This is a genomic window from Shinella sp. H4-D48, from assembly GCF_022637395.1.
GTDB classification, from domain to species: Bacteria; Pseudomonadota; Alphaproteobacteria; order Rhizobiales; family Rhizobiaceae; genus Shinella; species Shinella sedimenti.
This window is the reverse complement of record NZ_CP093338.1, coordinates 217,829-234,503: the sequence shown is the minus strand read 5'-3', so window position 1 is coordinate 234,503 and position 16,675 is coordinate 217,829. Positions and strand designations below refer to the sequence as shown.

Here is a 16,675-nt window from a genome sequence, read left to right as displayed (position 1 = left end):
CTCCTCTCGCCATCGGTATCGGCCGCTGCGGCGGCCGACACCCCGTTCAGGGCTGCGTTGCCAGAGCCTATTTGATCCAGGGCGGCAGGAGGAATGTATCGGTGGCGTAGAGCGCCGGCGCGATGAGCTTGGGGTCGGTCTTATAGTCCTGATGCTGCAGGAACTGATGCGGCATGCCCAGCGAAGGATCGGCGGTCTGTGTCGGGTAGCAATAGGCCGATTGGCCGGCAGGATCGGCCCGGTAGGTTCCGTTGACGCCGCGATAGACGTTGCGTCGCATGACGGCGGCGACCTTGCTCACCTGCTCCTTGTTGAAAGGCTCGCCTGCACCGCCGGCGATGGCAGCGGCAATCGCCCACATCCACAGCCCGTCATAGGTCTGCGATCCCGTGATATAGGCCGAGTTGGGGCCGAACTTGGCGCGATAGGACTCGCGGAACGGCTTCGAGAAGTCATCCGGCAGGCAGCCGACGACCGTGGAATAGATGACGCCGTTGATATTCTCGCCGCCGATCTCGCGGAAGGCGGGAAGTGAGGGGCCGTACTGCATGTAGACGAGGCTGTTAGTGGGCTGCGTGAGGAACTGCACCATGAACTGGGCAAGATCCTGGGGCAGGAAGTGCGTCACGATGATGGCTGCCGGCGGGTCCTGGCGCAGTTTCGCCAGTGTCGGCCCCCACTGGTTCGTCGGGAACGGCACGGTTTCGAACAGGCTTACCTCGAAACCGTAATCCTTAGCCTGATCGCGGATCGCGTTGGCGATGACGATCGAATACTCGTTTGCCGAGGGAATGATCGCGATTTTCTTGTTCGGCGCTTTCCACGTGCCGGCGTCAGAAAGCGACTTCAGGAAGTTCAGGCAACCCGGGCCATACCAGAACTCAGGCGGATCGCCTTGAAACGATCCGTAATACCGCTCAGGGTCGGTCTTGAACTTCTCATTGTGCGAGATGAGCGTGTTGTAATGCATCATGATAACGTCGTTGTCGGCCGCGACGTCCATTTCGATCATGTTGGTGCCGAGGTTATAGCCGTTGATGATCACCGGGGTATTGTAGCGATCGACCAGCCGCTGCATGGACTGGGACACGAGGTCCGCACCCATTTCCTTGGTGTCCTCGATATGGATCTCGACGGGCCGGCCCAGAATGCCGCCCGCGGCGTTGATTTCCTCGGCGGCGAGGTCGAGGCCGTTCTTGAACTCGATGCCATCCGCCGCCGCGATGCCGGACATCGGCAGCGCAGAGCCCACTGCGATCGGGGAGGTGTCCTGCGCCTTGGCGGATCTGTTCATGTCGGCAAGAAGCATCCCACCGGCGGCGCCGGCGCCCAAGGCGCCCTGAAGCATTGCACGTCTATTCATCATAACGGTTACCCCTTTTATATTTGGTTGTGTTCGTCATGCGCGTATCGATGCTTATCTGGAGAAGATCACCTCCAGGCCGGCAGCGGCGGAAAGAACGCTGGCATCTGCGCCTCGCGCTCCTATGATCTGGAAACCGACCGGCAGGCCGTCCGGCGTGAAGCCGCAGGGTATGACGCAGGCGGGCTGCTGGCTGAGGTTGATGGGAAAGCTGAAGCCCGCCCATTCCGTCCAGCGTTCAAAGGCGCTTCCCGTAGGTATCTCAAGACCTGCATCGAAGGCCGGCAGCGCCGTGCCAGGCGAAACAACGAAATCGTATTCGGCAAGCAGACGATCCATCGCTGCGCCATAATCGCCGCGCCGCACCTGCGCGAGCACAAGCTCCGTCGAACTGTAGGCAGCGCCGGCGCGAGCGATTTCCAGAAAGCCCGGGTCGATCGACGCGCGTTGGGCTTCAGGAATGACGGACAGGCGCGCAGCCGCCCCGGTGAACCAGTGATGATGGAAGAGGTCGAGCAGACCCTCTGCCGGGAGCGTGATCGGTTCCACGCGGGCGCCCGCCGAAGACAGTCTTGCGACGGCGGCGTCAACGATCGCAGCAATGTCGAGATCGAGTTTGCCGCTCGCGGGTTTCGACCAGTATCCTATGCGCTTGCCGGCAAGATCAACCTTCGCGGGATGATCGAGGCTCGCCAGCACGCCGGCACCCTGCGCCCAATCCCTGATGTCTCTGCCGGACATTGCCCGGAGCATAGCCGCCGCATCACGCGCGGTTCGCGCCATGGGCCCGACATGGGCGACGGTGCCGAAAGCGCTTGCCGGATGAGCCGGCACTCGGCCGAATGTCGGCTTGTGGCCGACGATCCCGGTGAACGATGCCGGAATACGGATCGAGCCGCCACCATCGGTGCCGAGATGAAAGACGCCCGCACCGACCGCTGCGGCCACGGCTGCGCCGCCCGATGAGCCGCCCGGGGTTTTCTGCCTGTTCCAGGGATTGCGGGTCACGCCAAAAAGGGCACTGTCGGTGACGGCTTTCCAGCCGAATTCCGGAGTGGTGGTTTGCGCGACAAAGACCGCACCGGCGTTACGAAGGCGGGCCACGGATGGCGCGTCTTCGTTGTAAGGGCGTGCCGGCGTGGTGGCGCTGCCATAGCGCACACTCCAGCCGTCGACCCATACGATATCCTTGAGGGTGGTCGGGATGCCATCGACCTCCGAAAGGGGCGCTCCTTGAGCCCAGCGCTTCTCGGAGGCACCCGCTGCCGCAAGCGCGCCCTCCCGGTCAATGAACGTGAAAGCGTTGAGCTCTGCGTTCACCTCTTCTGCGCGCTCCATCGCGGCCATGGCGACTTCGACGGGCGAAAGCGTGCCGTTGCGATAGGCTGCGGTCAGCGCGTCCGCATCAAGACGGCATAGCTCCGCCGCCCCTTCGAGCGGGTTCTGTAAAGGCATTCTGTCGTTCCCCTTGTTCCCTGCATCTTCGGCAGGTTGATTTGTTGCGGGCAGAATGGACCTTTCTTTCGCACTCACAAAATGTATTCTTTCGCATAACTTCATACATTCTGTGGAGCGTGCGTGCGATGAACCTTACAATCCGGCAGCTTCGTTACGTCTGCGAAGTGGCGAACCTGGGTAGCGTACAGGCTGCATCGAAGGCTTTGCACATCTCGCAATCGTCCATTCTCGCGGCCATCACGCTTGCCGAGGGGGAGATGGGTGCGCGCATCTTCGAGCGGCGCCCTGCGCGCGGGGTGCAGGTGACGCCCGCCGGCGAGCGCTTCATCAGCGCGGCCCGCATTATGCTATCCGCTGCCACGGAGTTCGACAGGGCGATCGGCGACCTTGCCGACCGCGTGCCAAAGGTGCTGCGCATCGGGTGTTTCGAGCCGTTCGGCGCGCTGTTCATGCCGGAAATGCTGCGCATGTACATCGACAACGTCGCCGACGTGGAAATCGACCTTCTGGAGGGCGACCAGGTGCAGTTGCAAACCTGGCTGGGCGAGGGATTGATCGATCTGGCCGTTCTCTACGATATCGGTTCGATCACGACGGGGGCGATGACGAAGATTTGCAAGGTTCCGGCGCATGCGGTCCTGCATGTCGATGACCCGCTTGCCGCCCGGGATGCCGTGTGGCTGTCGGAAATCGCAACGCGCCCGTTCGTGTTGCTGGACATGCCGCAGACGGCGACCTACCTGCTGACGCTGTTCGATATCCTCGCAAAAAGACCCGATGTGCGCTTTCACACCCGCTCCTACGAGACGGTCCGTTCCGCAGTCGCGTCGGGATTCGGCATGTCGATCCTCAACATGCGACCCATCGGCCGGGCGACGTCGGATGGGCAGGGAATCGTGCGTCGGCCGATCCTCGACGAGCTTCCGCCGCCGTCGGTTATCGTGCTGGACCTCTATGGCAACGCCAAGCCACTGTTCGTGCGGCTGTTCATCGAAATCATCCGCCGGTTTTTCCGTGAGGTCGGCCCCGCCGGATTTTCCGTCTGCGTCGAAGAGCGGCATTCATCCCTGATTTTCAATTAGGCTGCGTCCCATAAGGGAGGGCATCTCGATAGCGTCGTATGGTTCGCCTTCTGGAAAGGAGATTGCCAAACGCCGTCACAAACTGACCATTTCCTCTGGAGCACAATAGGCGTACAATAACGCATCATCAGCTATCCCCTGGCACGCTGAGACAGAGAGTTATACCGCGCTCCCGCCGCAAGGAGTGCAAGCTATGCCTAGATATTTCTTCCACGTACTGGATGGGCGCGCAGCGATCGACGTTGACGGCCTTTTTCTTGCCAATGAAAATCAAGCTCGATTCGAGGCGCTTCGCGGTGCCGGTGAAATGCTCACAGATGAGAATATGAACCTGTGGCTGGGCAACGAATGGATGATGGCCGTCACAGATGAGGCAGGGAATATGTTGTTTAAACTGAAATTCTCAGCCGAGTTTCCGAACCAGCCTCCGACTATGTTTTCCTAGGCTGCGTCCCTCCAACGGGGTTCCCGTCGGTAGCGTCGTATCGTTCAATCTCCAGGAAGGAGATTACCGAACGCCGTGACGGACCGCGTTTGCTCATGACTCCGCATCTTCGGTGAAATCAACGATGCTGCTGTCGCCGTCATGATGCGGGCGCGGGGTCCGGTGCGGTCGTTGCCTTCTTCTGAGCGTAGATCCGCGCCAGCCAGGCACAGACCATGAGCTGGATCTGGTGGAACAGCATCAGAGGCAGGACGATGGCCCCGACCGACTGGCCGGCGAAGATGACGCCGGCCATGGGCACACCGCTCGCCAGGCTTTTCTTCGAACCGCAGAACAGCGCGGTGATGCGGTCCTCACGGTTGAAGCCGAACAGCTTTCCGCCCAAACTGGTGATCAAAAGCACCGTCGTCAGCAGGAGAGTGTCGATCAGGACAAGCAGTGCCAGATCTTTTCCGTCCAGCTGGTGCCAGACGCCCTGCGTCACCGCCTCTGAGAACGCGAGATAGACGACCATCAGGATGGAGCCGCGGTCGAATGGGGTGAGCAGCGCCTTGCGGGCGCGTACCCAGTTGCCGATGAATGGCTGCAGTAGCTGGCCGGCCACGAAGGGCAGGAAGAGCTGCAGCATGATCTTCCACACCATGTCGAAAGAAACCCCGACATGGCCGCCGGCGGAAAACAGCATGGCGACCAGCACCGGGGTTAGGAAGATGCCGAGAATGTTTGAGGTCGATGCTGCGCAGATCGCTGCCGGCACGTTCCCGCCGGCAATCGAGGTAAACGCAATCGACGACTGCACCGTGGACGGAAGCACACAGAGGAAGAGCAGGCCGAGATAGAGCGGTTGGGGAATAAGCCATGGCGAAAGCATGCCGAGCGCCAGTCCGAGCAGCGGGAAGACAACGAAGGTCGTGACCAGGATGAACAGTTGCAGCCGCCAGTGCAGGAAGCCCGCAATAACCACATCGGTGGAAAGACGCGCGCCATGCAGGAAGAACAGGCCGGCGATCGCCAGCATCGTGGCGATGCCGAACCAATCCGCCGGTTCGCCGGAAATCGGCAGGATTGAGGCCAGGCCAACAGCTGCCAGGAGGAGAAGGGTGAAGGTATCAGGGAGAAGGTTCTTCACGTGTGTATCCAGATCGATCAAGTCTCGACTATCGCGCGATCATGGATATCCTGAATCGAGATGCAAGAAATAACAGTTATCAAGGATCGTGATGTGCTTGATCTCGTGCAGTTGCGCAGTTTCCTCACGGTGTCGCAGGTAAAAAGCTTTACCCTAGCCGCCGAACGCCTGCAGCTCGGTCAGTCAACGGTCAGCCAGCATGTGCAGCGTCTGGAGCGCGATCTGCGGCGACGGCTCATCCACCGCGACACGCACACTGTGCGACTGACGCTGGACGGCGAAGCTCTGCTGCCGCATGCCCGGCAGCTTTTGGCCCTCGAGCGCCAGGCGGTCGCGCAATTCGAGACGGAGACGCCGCGGGGAGCTTTCCGGCTCGGTGTCTCCGAGGACCTTGTGAGCGGGCAACTGCCGGGCCTTCTGGAGGATTTCATCGCGGACTATCCCTCCGTCGACCTTCAGCTTTCCGTCGCGCTTTCCAGGACGCTCGGAGAAATGCAGGATCGCGGCGAGCTGGATCTCGTCATGGCCAAACGCAGGATTGGCGACAGGCGGGGCGACAGCGTTTTGCGCGAGCCCTTGATCTGGCTGGCAAGCGATCCCGCCGCCGTGCTGGCGAAACCCGTCCTGCCGCTGATCGTTTTCCCGCCGCCGAGCCTGACGCGCATGCTGCTCATGGAAGCGCTTGAGCAAAGTAGTACGGCATGGCGCATCATCTGCTCGTGCCCCAGCCTCAGCGGCCTGACGGCGGCGGCCCGCGCCGGCATGGGCGTGCTGGTGCAGCCCCGCAGCCTTGCGCCGGCCGGTCTGCGCGAAATCGCGCCGCCCCATCTGCCGGCTCTCGAAGACGTTGAATTCGTGCTGGTGACATCGGCATCCGCCGACCGTGCAACCGTTTGTGCCTTTTCTCGTCGGGTGCGCGAGAGGTTCGGCAAGGGTTTCGTTCCGGTCGGGAGCGTGGGCTGAGGTTTTCGTCGGACGCCTAACCCGCCAGGGTCAGACTGACGCCGGCAGTTTTCAGGGCTGAGCCGATATCGCGGGGTGGGGCCTTGTCCGTGAAGAGGTCGGTCAGTGCGTTGAATGCACAAACCCTGACAAGGCCTTGCCGTCCGAATTTGCTGTGGTCGGTGACGACGATCGCACGCTTTCCGCGGGAGATAACCGTTCGCGCGAATTCCGCCTCCTCCAGATCGTAGTCCATGATACCGATTGAAGCGTCAACCGCGCCTGTCGTGATGACGGCGTGGCTTACAGTGAAATTGCTGACGAAATCGATCGCTGACACGCCGAACGCGGCGCCATTGTCGCTGCGCAGCTCGCCGCCGGCCATATAGACGCGGTTGTCGTTGACCGTGGAAAGCGTGCGGGCGATGTCGGAGGAGTTCGTCACCACCGTCAGGCGCCGGTGCCCGAGCAGCTCGCGTGCGAGATAGCTCGTGGTGGTGCCCGTATCCAGCATGACGGAATCGCCGTCGCGAATGGTCAGGGCCAGGGCGGCCGCGATCGCCTTTTTCGCTTCGCTGTTTTCGCGCATGCGCTTCTCGAAGGGCGCCTCCCCGACAATGGAGGGCAGCGCCACGGCGCCGTGCATCTTCACCACACTGCCGTTCGACGTCAGAGGCTTGATATCCCGGCGCACGGTTTCGAGCGAAACGCCAAGTTTGCTCGCGAGTTCGGCAATCGTCACCGTGCCGTCCTGCTGGAGGAGGCGGAGGATATCGCTGTGGCGTTTGGAAGGGTTCATGTCAGTCATGTCCACAAGGCTTTCTGCTTCCTTAATCCGTTCGATGGGCGCTGACAAGAAAAGCCGCATGATCGGTCAAAAAAGCAGAAAATGCCACATCAATGACAAGGCATCGACCGTGACGATGGGACCGCGCCTTACAGGCGAAGCGATGCGTCCTTCCATATCCTGAAGCCGCCGGCAAAGGCGCGTGTGTTGTCGCCGCGTACGCTGTTGACAGGCAGGTCGGTGAGGTGTGCGACATTGCCGCCGCCGATGACGATGTAGTCGGGCAGCAGGGCCGCATTCAGGCAGTCCGTGACCGCGGCGACGGCCTTGCGCCATTTCTTCTTTCCCCGTTTTTCAAGGGCGGGCTCGCCGACATAATCCTCGAAGCTCCGGCCTTTTCGAAAGGGCAGGTGGCCAACTTCCAGGGAATGACAGACATTGTCGAGGATCATTGCGGTGCCCAGACCCGTGCCGAGACCGAGGAAGAGCATCCGCCCGCCCTCATAGCTGCCGATGGCCTGCATGAGGGCGTCGTTGACCACCTTAACCGGCTTTCCGAAATGATCCGCGAAATCGTAGCCGACCCAGCCGCTCCCGAGATGGGCGGGGTCCCTTATCGGCTTGTTTTCCCTGACGGGGCCAGGATAGCCGATGGAGATAACGTCATACGACCAGCCCCTGGCAAGGTCGCGGACTGCGTCGGCCATCCGCGCCGCAGACATGCTTGGACCGGATTCCACCCGTCGCTCCTCGACATGCGTGCTCGTCATGATTTTCACATGCGAGCCGCCCACATCGATCGATAGAACGACCTTGTCGGTCGATGAGGCGTCATCCTCTTGCGTCGTCATGCCCGCTCTCCTGATTGTCCTGCGCAGGGGCTGCGTACCAGCCACCGGGCGGCCCAAATCCCTGCGTGGCCTGAGGCGGACCCCACGAGCCGGGATCGTAAACGTGGAGCGGTGACGGGTCTTCGAGAGCACGTTCCACGATGCGCCAAGCGATCTCGCTCGCATCCTGACGCGTGAACAGTTGGGCATTGCCGTTCATGGCGTCGCCAATCAGCCGCTCGTAGGGCGTCATGTCGCCCGTATCGTCATCGACCGCCAGAAGTTCGACAGGCTCACCAGCCATTGCGTCGCCGGCCGCCTTGCGCCGTGCACCAAGTGCCACCGCGACCTGCGGCGAGATGCGGAAACGTAGATAGTTGGCATCGTCACGGCGGATGGTGTCGAAGACATCGATGGGGGGCCGTTTCAGCCGCACCACAACCTCGGTCATGTGGACCGGAAGGTTCTTGCCGGCACGAATGTGGAAGGGAACATCCTTCCAGCGCCATGTATCTACGTGGAAACGCACCGCTGCAAAGGTTTCCACGGACGAGAGCGGGTGCACGCCGGGCTCGTCGAGGTAGCCCTTGAACTGTCCCCGGACCACATCGGAAGGCTTGAGTGTGCGCACGGCCTTCAGCACCTGCACCTTTTCGTCGATCAGGTCATCGACTGCGCGACCGGCCGGCGGCTCCATCGCGAGCAGCAGCAGGACATTGAGCAGGTGGTTCTGGATCACGTCTCGAAGGCATCCGACCTCGTCGTAGAACTTGCCACGGCCTTCCACGCCGAAATCCTCGGCCATGGTGATCTCGACGCTTTCCACATGATCGCGGTTCCAGATCGGCTCGAGGAAGGAATTGGCGAAGCGGAAGTAAAGCAGGTTCTGGATCGCCTCCTTGCCGAGGTAATGATCGATGCGAAAGATGGATTTCTCCGCAAAGGCCGTGTGCAGGATGGCGTTGAGCTGCCGGGCAGAGGCCAGGTCGCGCCCGAACGGCTTTTCCACCATCAGTCGCCCGCCTTTCGCAAGGTTCGAGTGCTGCAAGCCTTCCACCACCGGCGCGAACATGCTCGGTGGTACAGCAAGATAAAACAATGGATTGCGGGCACTGCCGAGCGCGCGCTTCAATGTGTCGAAAGTCCCGGGCACGCGATAGTCGCCGCTGGCATAGTTCAGCAGGCTGGCAAAGTTGGCAAAAACGGCCTCGTCTATCGTGCCAAGGGCTCTCGTGATGCCGTCGCGCGCCCGTTCGATCAGTTTTTCACGCGGCCAGTCGTCATAGGCGATGCCGATAACCGGCTCGTGAAGCGCGCCGCGCGCCACCATGCGGTAGAGCGCCGGGAAGATTTTCTTGTGCGCGAGGTCCCCCGTTGCGCCGAACAATACGAGAGCATCCGAACGATCGTTCGTCATCGTGGTCTCCTTCGAACGGGTATCAATCCGCCTTCTTCTCGACATGGCCGCCAAAGGCAAAGCGCATTGCCGACAATAGCTTGTCTGCGAAAGCTGATTCACCCTGCGAGCTGAAGCGGTCGAAGAGGGCCGAAGAGAGAACAGGCGCGGGCACGCCGGTGTCGATCGCCGCCTTGAGCGTCCACCGTCCTTCGCCGGAATCCGAGACGCGCCCGCCATAGCCCCCAAGCGTCTGGTCGTTCTTGAGGACGCCGGCCGTCAGGTCGAGAAGCCAGGAGCCGATGACGCTGCCATGCCGCCAAACTTCTGTGACGGCAGCAAGGTCGATATCGAAGCGATAGTATTCCGGGTTTTTGAGCGGGCTCGTCTCGGCATCGGTGGTGCGCGGCCGGTTGCCGGCATTCGCGGCCTTGAGGATGTTCAGCCCCTCCGCATAAGCCGCCATCACCCCGTATTCGATGCCGTTGTGCACCATCTTGACGAAGTGCCCTGCGCCGCTTGGGCCGCAATGGAGGTAGCCGAACGGGGCCGTGCCCTGTTCGAGGGACGGCGCCGTATCCTTGTCAGCCCCGGGCGCAAGCGTGGCGAAGATTGGATCGAGGTGTCGCACTGCAGCGTCGGGGCCGCCGATCATGAGGCAATAGCCGCGCTCCAGCCCCCAGACGCCGCCACTGGTGCCGACATCGACGAAGTTGATGCCACGCCCGGAAAGCTCCGCGGCGAGATCGACAGCATCCTGATAATGCGAATTGCCGCCGTCGATGATGATGTCACCCGGCTGCATTTCTGCAGCGACTTCGTTTGCGATCTTGCCGGTGATGGCGGCGGGCAGCATCAGCCAGAGGCAGGCGGGTTTTGCAAGCCGCGCGACGAGATCCTCTAGCGAGGACGCGCCAGTCGCACCCTCCGCGACGAGCACCGCGACGGCCTCGGGGTTGATATCGTAGACCACGCAGTCATGGCCGTCCTTCATAAGGCGCCGTACCATGTTGGCGCCCATGCGCCCCAATCCCATCATGCCGATCTGCATTGCTACGTCCTTCGTTTGAGATAGTGGTCTGGCGGGGTCGAGCCGTCACTCCGGCGCGACGATCACGCCGAAATTGCGCCCTTCCCAGCGTTGCGCGTCAAGCCAGAAAAACGTGAACTCGACACCCTGGCCGATGACGAGATGCGAAACCGGAATGTCGACGACATGGATGCCGAAGGCATTCTCGCACGTGGCGCTTTCCTCGGCGGTCACCCAGGCGTCGGCACTCCAGCGAACGGTCGCGGCAGCCAGAAGCTCGAGGCGCAGCATCTTGCCTTCGGCGAGTGTGCGGATCTTGTTGTTGAAACGCCATGAGCGGAACGGCGCGGTGGTCCTGCTCTTGATATAGCGCGCCGGCCCCTGTGGCGGCATGTCGAAGACATGTCCGTCGCGCAGCGATCGCAGCAGCTTGACATATTCCGCATGCGCCCAGACGAGCGGCATGGCGCTGCCGGAAGGGCAGCCCCGCAGCAGTTCCCGTTCCGGCATGTCGGCGCCGTCCCAGACCTGCTCGGGCAGTAATCCGCCCGGCCCGGCGGAGGCGGCAAAGGTGCCGAGAAAATCCAAGGCGACCTGTGGGCGGCCGGCGGCGAGTTCGTAATGCGCGCGCTCGCCCGTCAGCAGCGGCCAGGGCCGCCCCTGGCCCGTTCCATCGAAGGGGTCACCATTGGGATGTTCTCCATAGCCGTCGTCGGTGTAGCGGTACCAGACCGGACCCTGTGGGAGGTCGGCACGCAGAGACGCGTCGATGACCTTGAGCGTATCGATGATGCGGGGATCGTCGGGTGCACGCAGGCCGAAGCGCACCAGCGCCAGCGCATCCGGGCTGACGATCAGGTCCGGCCGCCGGTCGGCATCGCCGGGCGGTCGGTTCTTGATGGGAACGAAGCCATCCCGGGGAGAGGCCGCGCCGGAAAGATCGCTCGGAGCGATGCGCACATAGTAGCCGGACACGCCGAGCGCGGCGCATGTATCCGTTCCGCTCGCATAGGTCCATTTCTCGATCTGGTCGTTCCAGCAATCGGCGGTCTCGCGCGCGAAGCGCGCAGCCTGTGGCCTGTCGCAGGCGTCGAGAACATCTGCGGCAGCAAGCATGGCCGCGATCTCCACGGCAAGCGTGAAGGGGGAGTAGCCGCTGTCCTCCTCCCAGCGGTCCTCGCCGGTGACGGGACCATTCTTCAAGAGATAGGCGGTCGCGCGCTCCACCATGGGCAGGTAGGACAGGAGCATCTCGCGCGAAAGCGCGCCCGTGCGGTGCAGCGCATCAGCCAGCAGCAGCGGAAAGCCGCATTCGTCCATCTGGATGCCGCTCCAGTAGGCTGTGCCGTCGAGCCAGACATTCTGCGGCCAGTGCCCGTCGGCCTCCTGAATGGTGCGCAGATAGGCGAGGATTTCCAGTGCATCGTCGACGAGGCCGACGGCAAGAAAACCGCCGGCCGTTTCGACGAGATCGCGCGGCCAGACGAGATGATAGCCGCCGAGATCATCGTCGCCCTTGTCGAAACCCCAGGGAATGGAGAGGCTGGCGATGGCGGGCCCGGGAAAGCTGGAGGAGCGGTGCGTGCCGAGCACCGCCGTGCTGGTGCGGTAGAGGTTGGGGCCTTTATGACCGGGCTGATCGAGCGGAAGAAGATCCTTCTGCCAGTCGCGCCATCCGGCCACGTAGCTGCGCGCAGCGGCGTCGAAACCGGCATTGAGGCTGGCAAGGGCGTTGTAACCCGCTTCATCCGCACTCGGCCCGAAGGAGAGCGCAAGAAGGGCGAGGTCTTGCGTTGCGGTGAAGCCGATTTCGCCTGTCAGCGCGACGTTGCCATTCGACGCACTTGCATATTGGGCGTCGAGCCTGCCCGAGGCAGACAGGGCGCGCCAGCCGTCCGAGGTGCCGACATAGCCGGCAGACGCCTCGCGCCAGGGCAGGGATGAGGCGAGCGCCAGGAACTGTCCCCGGCCGCTGGCAAAGAGCATCGTCACGCCCTTGTAATCGCCGATCCATGCGGAATTGCCCATCCCCGCATTCACGAGATGGGGAGCAAGCAGGGCGTAGACGTGATAATCCGCTGCCCCGCCGGAAAGCGGGGTGAACCGAACATTCTGCAGGACCGTCGGCCGCAACGGATCGGTGAGAATGCGCTTCTCGATCCGGTAGGCGCCGTCGAGCGCCGTGTTGATGAGGTGGAAGGCGGGAACGCCGTCCGCAAACCAGGCAACATCATGTCTCGCGTGGCGCTTCTCTTCCGAGAAATAACCGTCGTCGCGCGTGACCACCAGGCCGAGATCGCGCGTGCAGGCGTGATCGAGGCGCGGATGGTAGACCTCGTTCAGAATGCCGTGGCTGATGGTAAACCAGGTGCGCGAGGCCGCGGTCAGCGCCGTTCCCACTCCACTCTTGGCGCTGGAGGTCCATCGGGCATCAATTCCCGGCGCACCGGGGGCGGGATTCTGGCTGGCGGCTATGTCCAAGTTCTGCTCCACGCGAGGCGGCCGATGCTATCCCTAATGTAGGGTATTGCAATCGCTTCGCCAGAGGCCGCCGTACGACGGACGGTGTGCCATTCGGTCGCGCTCAGGGACGGCGGCAGGTCAGAATGAAGCGGCGATATACGAAGGTTCGAAGCTGGTTGCGCAGGCTGGCGTTACGGCGCTGTGCCCGCGCGATCGGTCCGTGCGAATGCAGGGCGATATCGCGGAAGCCCGCGGATGCGAGCAAGGGCTCGATCAAGGCGGGCCGCAGTCCGGCGCCGAAGGGCAGGGCGTTCATGATCGCCGCATGGCGCTCGCTCATGGCGCCGTCATAATTGGTGTCGGGTCCGATGATGCGGTCGATGAGCGAGATGAGCAGACCGGCCACGCGTCCGGAGAATTTCGGTGTTGCCCAGTCGCCGTCGAAGACGAGCAGGCATCCGCCTGGACGCAGGATGCGGAACCATTCGCGGAAGGTTTCTTCCGGCCGTGTCAGCGTCCAGACGAGGTGCCGGCAGATGATGGCGTCGTAGGACTGATCCGGTTCAAGGGTGTTTTCGGCATCCGCCAGCAGGAAGCGAAGTCCGCTCTTGCCCGCATGCTTGGCGCGCGCGACCGACAGCATGGCCTCGGAAAAGTCGAGAGCCGTGACTTCGTGGCCGAGGTCGTGGATCAGGCGCGTCACCTCGCCGGTGCCGCAGGCAAGCTCGAGAACGCGTTTCGGCTCCTCGCCGAGCAGTTCCCGGATCGGCCGCTGCCAGGCATCGGCCTCGGGCCCGGCGGGAATTCTGTGACCGAAGGCGAGGTCGAACGTCTGCGACCGTTTCGACCAGTATTCGCGGATTTCTTCCTTGAGATTGAAGTTTCGGCCGTCCATCCGTTCAGCCCATTGCGTACTGGATGTTGTAGCGACCATGGACGGCGGAGCGCTCGATGTGCGCCCGCACGCCGAACACGCGGGCAATAAGGTCCTCGGTCAGCACATCCTGCGGGGCGCCGGCGGCCACGACCTTGCCGTTCTGCAGGACGGCGAGACTGTCGCAGAACATCGCCGCGAGATTGAGATCGTGCAGGGCGATGATCGACGTGACGCCGAGCCGGGTGACGAGCGACAGGATCTCCAGCTGGTGCTGGATGTCGAGGTGGTTTGTCGGCTCGTCGAGCAGAAGTTCGCTCGGCGTCTGCGCCAGTGCCCGCGCGATGTGCACCCGCTGACGCTCGCCGCCCGAAAGTGTATGCCAGAACTGGTCCGCCCTATGGGCCATGTCCACCCGTGCCAGCGCGTCGTTGACGGCGATATCGTCATCCATGCCCCAGGGCGACAGGACGCCACGATGCGGTGTCCGCCCGAGTTCGACGACATCACGCACCGTCAACTGGGTATCGGTCGTCGCCTGCTGTTCCACGAAGGCGACGCGACGCGCGAGGCTTGCACGCGGAACGGCGGCGATGTCCTGTTCGGCAAGGCGTATGATGCCGCTATCGACCTTGCGCAGGCGGCAGATCAGCCGGAGCAGGCTGGACTTCCCCGAACCGTTCGGCCCCAGAAGGCCGAGCACCTTGCCCTGCTCCACCGCCAGCGTGATGCCATCGACCACGATGGTCTTGCCGGCAGTATAGGCGACGTTTTCGACGGCGATACTCACACGCTTCTCCGGGCACGAAAGAGAATGATGGCAAAAGCAGGAGCGCCGAACAGCGCGGTAACGACGCCGATGGGCAGGATTTGCTGCGGGATGATGATGCGCGAGACGATGTCGGCGAAAACCATGAACATTGCCCCGCCCAGTGCTGTCGCCGGCAGGAGCCTATGGTGCGAAGGGCCGACGATGAAGCGCGCGGCATGGGGAATGACGAGCCCGACGAAGCCGATCGATCCGACCATGCTGACGACGGCCGCAGTCATCAGCGCGGTGATGCCGAACAGCACGACCTGAACGCGCCGCACGGCGATGCCGAGTGCGGCGGCTGCATCCGTGCCAAAGGCGAAGGCGTCGAGCGCACGGGCATGGAACAGGCAGGCGAGATATCCGGCGATGGCGACCGGCACGGAGAGATAGACGTCGGGCCAGCGCACGCCGCTCATCGAGCCGAGCAGCCAGAACAGCACGCCGCGCGCCTGTTCGGCATTGGCGGATGTTGTAACGATATAGGATGTGAGCGCGTTGAAGAGCTGCGAGCCGGCGACGCCGCACAGGATGATGCGTTCGCTCGACCGGCCGGCGCCGGCGGCCAGGACGCCAACGAGCAGAAAGGCGACGATCGCGCCGATGAAAGCGCCGCCCGAGAGCGTCAGCGCGCCGTAGCCGAGGCCAAGGATCATGACGCACACAGCGCCCGTCGAGGCGCCTGCCGAGATACCGAGCACATAGGGTTCTGCAAGCGGATTGCGCAACATGGCCTGGAGCACGACGCCGCAGAGGGCAAGCGATGCGCCGGCGCTTGCGGCAACCAGCGCGCGGCTGAGCCGGTAGTCCCACACGATGCCCTGGTGGATGCGGTTGAGTTCGAAGGATGTGCCGAAGATCCGGTTCGACACTGCTTTGGCCGTCGTGGAAACGGGAATGGCGATCTCGCCGATGGCGACGGCGAAGCTGATCATGATCGCGAGCAGGATGACTGCGGCAATGGTGAGCGCCACAAGCGCCCACCACCGATGCTGTCGGGATGCGGCAGCTCTCACTGCGACAGGCCGAAGGACTTGATGCCGGCCGCCAGCGTCTCGATGCCGTCGATCGTGCGGATCGTCGGGTTCATCGACTGGGCATCCATCATCACGAAGTGCCTGTTCTTTACCGCGTCGAGTTCCTTGGTTACAGGGTCGTTCTCAAGAAAGTCGATCTTCGTCTGCGGGTCGTCGGCTGCGTAGCGGCGGCGTTCCATCGTTGCGAGCACGATGACGGCGGGGTTTGCCTGGGAAATGGTCTCCCAGCCCACCAGCGGCCATTCCTCTTCGGTGGCGACGACGTTCTTGGCGCCGATCGTCTTGAGGATATAGGCAGGCGCGCTGTTCTTGCCGGCGATAAAGGCGTCGCCGTTCACCTCTTTGCTGGAGAACCAGAACACGACGGGAAGGTTCTTGCCGGCGGCACCCGCAATCGATGCGACGGCATCCGCCTCGCGCTTCTTCAGGTCGGCGATGAGGGCGTCGCCGCGCTCCTTGATGTCGAAGATTTCAGCGAGTTCGGCGATTTCCTGATAGATCAGGTCCATCGTGAACAGTTCCTTGCGCACGCCGTCGCCGCCATCTTCATTGATCTTGGCGACGCAGTCGGCCGGCGCGACATAGGTATTGATGCCGAGATCGGCGAATTGCTCGCGCTTGCCGACCGCGCCCTGTACGCCGACATGCCATTCGAACTCGGCCGCGACGAGATCGGGCTCCTCGCCGACGACGGCTTCAAAGCTCGGATCGTTGTCGGCAAGTCGCTTGATCTTGCCGTTGGCCTCGGCATAGGCGGGAAGAACAGGGCCGACCCATACGGCGGTGCCCGCAATCTTGTCAGCAAGCCCAAGGGAGAACAGCACTTCGGTCATGCCCTGGCCGATCGAGACGATCTTTTCGGGAGCCTTGGAGAAGGTGACCTGCTGGCCACAATTGCTGATGGTCAGCGGATACCGCGTGGCAGCGAAGCCGGTGCCGGCAAGGCCGGTCAGGCCGACTGCGAATGTAATGGTGGCAATGATCTGGCGCATGGAAACCTCAATTCCGAAGAGGGCGAGCGCTGCGCA

At 62.7% G+C, this 16,675-nt stretch carries 15 protein-coding genes; 3 read left to right on the top strand and 12 right to left on the bottom strand.

The features are described 5' to 3' along the window. Nucleotides 1–67: 67 nt before the first annotated feature. Nucleotides 68–1,294 carry an ABC transporter substrate-binding protein gene (locus tag MNR02_RS18120; RefSeq protein ID WP_241949386.1) on the bottom strand — a complete coding sequence of 409 codons (1,227 nt, stop codon included), beginning with the start codon at nt 1,292–1,294 and terminating at the stop codon, nt 68–70. Nucleotides 1,295–1,417: 123 nt separating this feature from the next. Beyond that, on the bottom strand, nt 1,418–2,818 hold the full coding sequence (locus tag MNR02_RS18115) for an amidase (protein ID WP_241949385.1): 1,401 nt from the start codon (nt 2,816–2,818) through the stop codon (nt 1,418–1,420). Between the two features lie 128 nt (nt 2,819–2,946). Here MNR02_RS18115 and MNR02_RS18110 point away from each other — a divergent pair, with 128 nt between their 5' ends. Then, nucleotides 2,947–3,903 (top strand): LysR family transcriptional regulator, encoded by a 957-nt coding sequence (locus MNR02_RS18110; RefSeq protein ID WP_241601341.1) that lies wholly within the window; start codon nt 2,947–2,949, stop codon nt 3,901–3,903. A gap of 193 nt (nt 3,904–4,096) precedes the next feature. After that, nucleotides 4,097–4,348 carry a hypothetical protein gene (locus MNR02_RS18105; protein WP_241949384.1) on the top strand — a complete coding sequence of 84 codons (252 nt, stop codon included), beginning with the start codon at nt 4,097–4,099 and terminating at the stop codon, nt 4,346–4,348. A 139-nt stretch (nt 4,349–4,487) separates the two neighbouring features. Here MNR02_RS18105 and MNR02_RS18100 read toward each other — a convergent pair whose 3' ends face one another. Continuing rightward, nucleotides 4,488–5,477, bottom strand: a complete 990-nt coding sequence (locus MNR02_RS18100; RefSeq protein WP_241949383.1) for a bile acid:sodium symporter family protein — start codon at nt 5,475–5,477, stop codon at nt 4,488–4,490. Between the two features lie 93 nt (nt 5,478–5,570). On the opposite strand from MNR02_RS18100, the gene MNR02_RS18095 reads away from it, so the two are divergent. Next, nucleotides 5,571–6,440 carry a LysR family transcriptional regulator gene (locus MNR02_RS18095; protein WP_241949382.1) on the top strand — a complete coding sequence of 290 codons (870 nt, stop codon included), beginning with the start codon at nt 5,571–5,573 and terminating at the stop codon, nt 6,438–6,440. Between the two features lie 16 nt (nt 6,441–6,456). Here the strand turns inward: MNR02_RS18095 and MNR02_RS18090 are convergent, their stop codons facing one another. From MNR02_RS18090 to MNR02_RS18050, 9 genes are all read right to left on the bottom strand, one after another. Beyond that, nucleotides 6,457–7,218 (bottom strand): DeoR/GlpR family DNA-binding transcription regulator, encoded by a 762-nt coding sequence (locus MNR02_RS18090; protein WP_241601337.1) that lies wholly within the window; start codon nt 7,216–7,218, stop codon nt 6,457–6,459. A gap of 137 nt (nt 7,219–7,355) precedes the next feature. Then, nucleotides 7,356–8,057 carry an ROK family protein gene (locus tag MNR02_RS18085; RefSeq protein ID WP_241949381.1) on the bottom strand — a complete coding sequence of 234 codons (702 nt, stop codon included), beginning with the start codon at nt 8,055–8,057 and terminating at the stop codon, nt 7,356–7,358. Next, complete coding sequence (zwf, locus tag MNR02_RS18080) at nt 8,038–9,453, bottom strand: glucose-6-phosphate dehydrogenase (RefSeq protein WP_241949380.1); 1,416 nt, start codon at nt 9,451–9,453, stop codon at nt 8,038–8,040. Before zwf ends, MNR02_RS18085 begins: the two co-directional genes overlap by 20 nt. Before the next feature lie 22 nt (nt 9,454–9,475). Next, nucleotides 9,476–10,483 carry a phosphogluconate dehydrogenase (NAD(+)-dependent, decarboxylating) gene (gene gnd / locus MNR02_RS18075; protein ID WP_241949379.1) on the bottom strand — a complete coding sequence of 336 codons (1,008 nt, stop codon included), beginning with the start codon at nt 10,481–10,483 and terminating at the stop codon, nt 9,476–9,478. 45 nt (nt 10,484–10,528) lie between these two features. Then, entirely contained in the window at nt 10,529–12,937 is a 2,409-nt protein-coding gene (locus MNR02_RS18070; protein WP_241949537.1) for a glucan 1,4-alpha-glucosidase, read from the bottom strand. Nucleotides 12,938–13,046: 109 nt separating this feature from the next. Next, nucleotides 13,047–13,820, bottom strand: a complete 774-nt coding sequence (locus MNR02_RS18065) for a class I SAM-dependent methyltransferase (RefSeq protein WP_241949378.1) — start codon at nt 13,818–13,820, stop codon at nt 13,047–13,049. 4 nt (nt 13,821–13,824) lie between these two features. Beyond that, a complete protein-coding gene (locus MNR02_RS18060) occupies nt 13,825–14,589 on the bottom strand; it encodes an ABC transporter ATP-binding protein (protein WP_241949377.1) in 765 nt (254 codons plus the stop codon). Continuing rightward, nucleotides 14,586–15,626, bottom strand: a complete 1,041-nt coding sequence (locus tag MNR02_RS18055) for an iron ABC transporter permease (RefSeq protein WP_241949376.1) — start codon at nt 15,624–15,626, stop codon at nt 14,586–14,588. The genes MNR02_RS18060 and MNR02_RS18055 overlap by 4 nt, the downstream gene beginning before the upstream one ends. Further along, nucleotides 15,623–16,639, bottom strand: a complete 1,017-nt coding sequence (locus MNR02_RS18050) for an ABC transporter substrate-binding protein (RefSeq protein WP_241949375.1) — start codon at nt 16,637–16,639, stop codon at nt 15,623–15,625. Before MNR02_RS18050 ends, MNR02_RS18055 begins: the two co-directional genes overlap by 4 nt. Nucleotides 16,640–16,675 lie beyond the last annotated feature (36 nt).

Bases quoted from the DNA above. Each gene is read 5' to 3' on its own strand.
- gnd (WP_241949379.1), bottom strand. From the start codon at position 10,483: ATGCAGATCGGCATGATGGGATTGGGGCGCATGGGCGCCAACATGGTA.
- MNR02_RS18110 (WP_241601341.1), top strand. From the start codon at position 2,947: ATGAACCTTACAATCCGGCAGCTTCGTTACGTCTGCGAAGTGGCGAAC.
- MNR02_RS18090 (WP_241601337.1), bottom strand. From the start codon at position 7,218: ATGAACCCTTCCAAACGCCACAGCGATATCCTCCGCCTCCTCCAGCAG.
- MNR02_RS18105 (WP_241949384.1), top strand. From the start codon at position 4,097: ATGCCTAGATATTTCTTCCACGTACTGGATGGGCGCGCAGCGATCGAC.
- zwf (WP_241949380.1), bottom strand. From the start codon at position 9,453: ATGACGAACGATCGTTCGGATGCTCTCGTATTGTTCGGCGCAACGGGG.
- MNR02_RS18050 (WP_241949375.1), bottom strand. From the start codon at position 16,639: ATGCGCCAGATCATTGCCACCATTACATTCGCAGTCGGCCTGACCGGC.
- MNR02_RS18115 (WP_241949385.1), bottom strand. From the start codon at position 2,818: ATGCCTTTACAGAACCCGCTCGAAGGGGCGGCGGAGCTATGCCGTCTT.
- MNR02_RS18120 (WP_241949386.1), bottom strand. From the start codon at position 1,294: ATGAACAGATCCGCCAAGGCGCAGGACACCTCCCCGATCGCAGTGGGC.
- MNR02_RS18085 (WP_241949381.1), bottom strand. From the start codon at position 8,057: ATGACGACGCAAGAGGATGACGCCTCATCGACCGACAAGGTCGTTCTA.
- MNR02_RS18065 (WP_241949378.1), bottom strand. From the start codon at position 13,820: ATGGACGGCCGAAACTTCAATCTCAAGGAAGAAATCCGCGAATACTGG.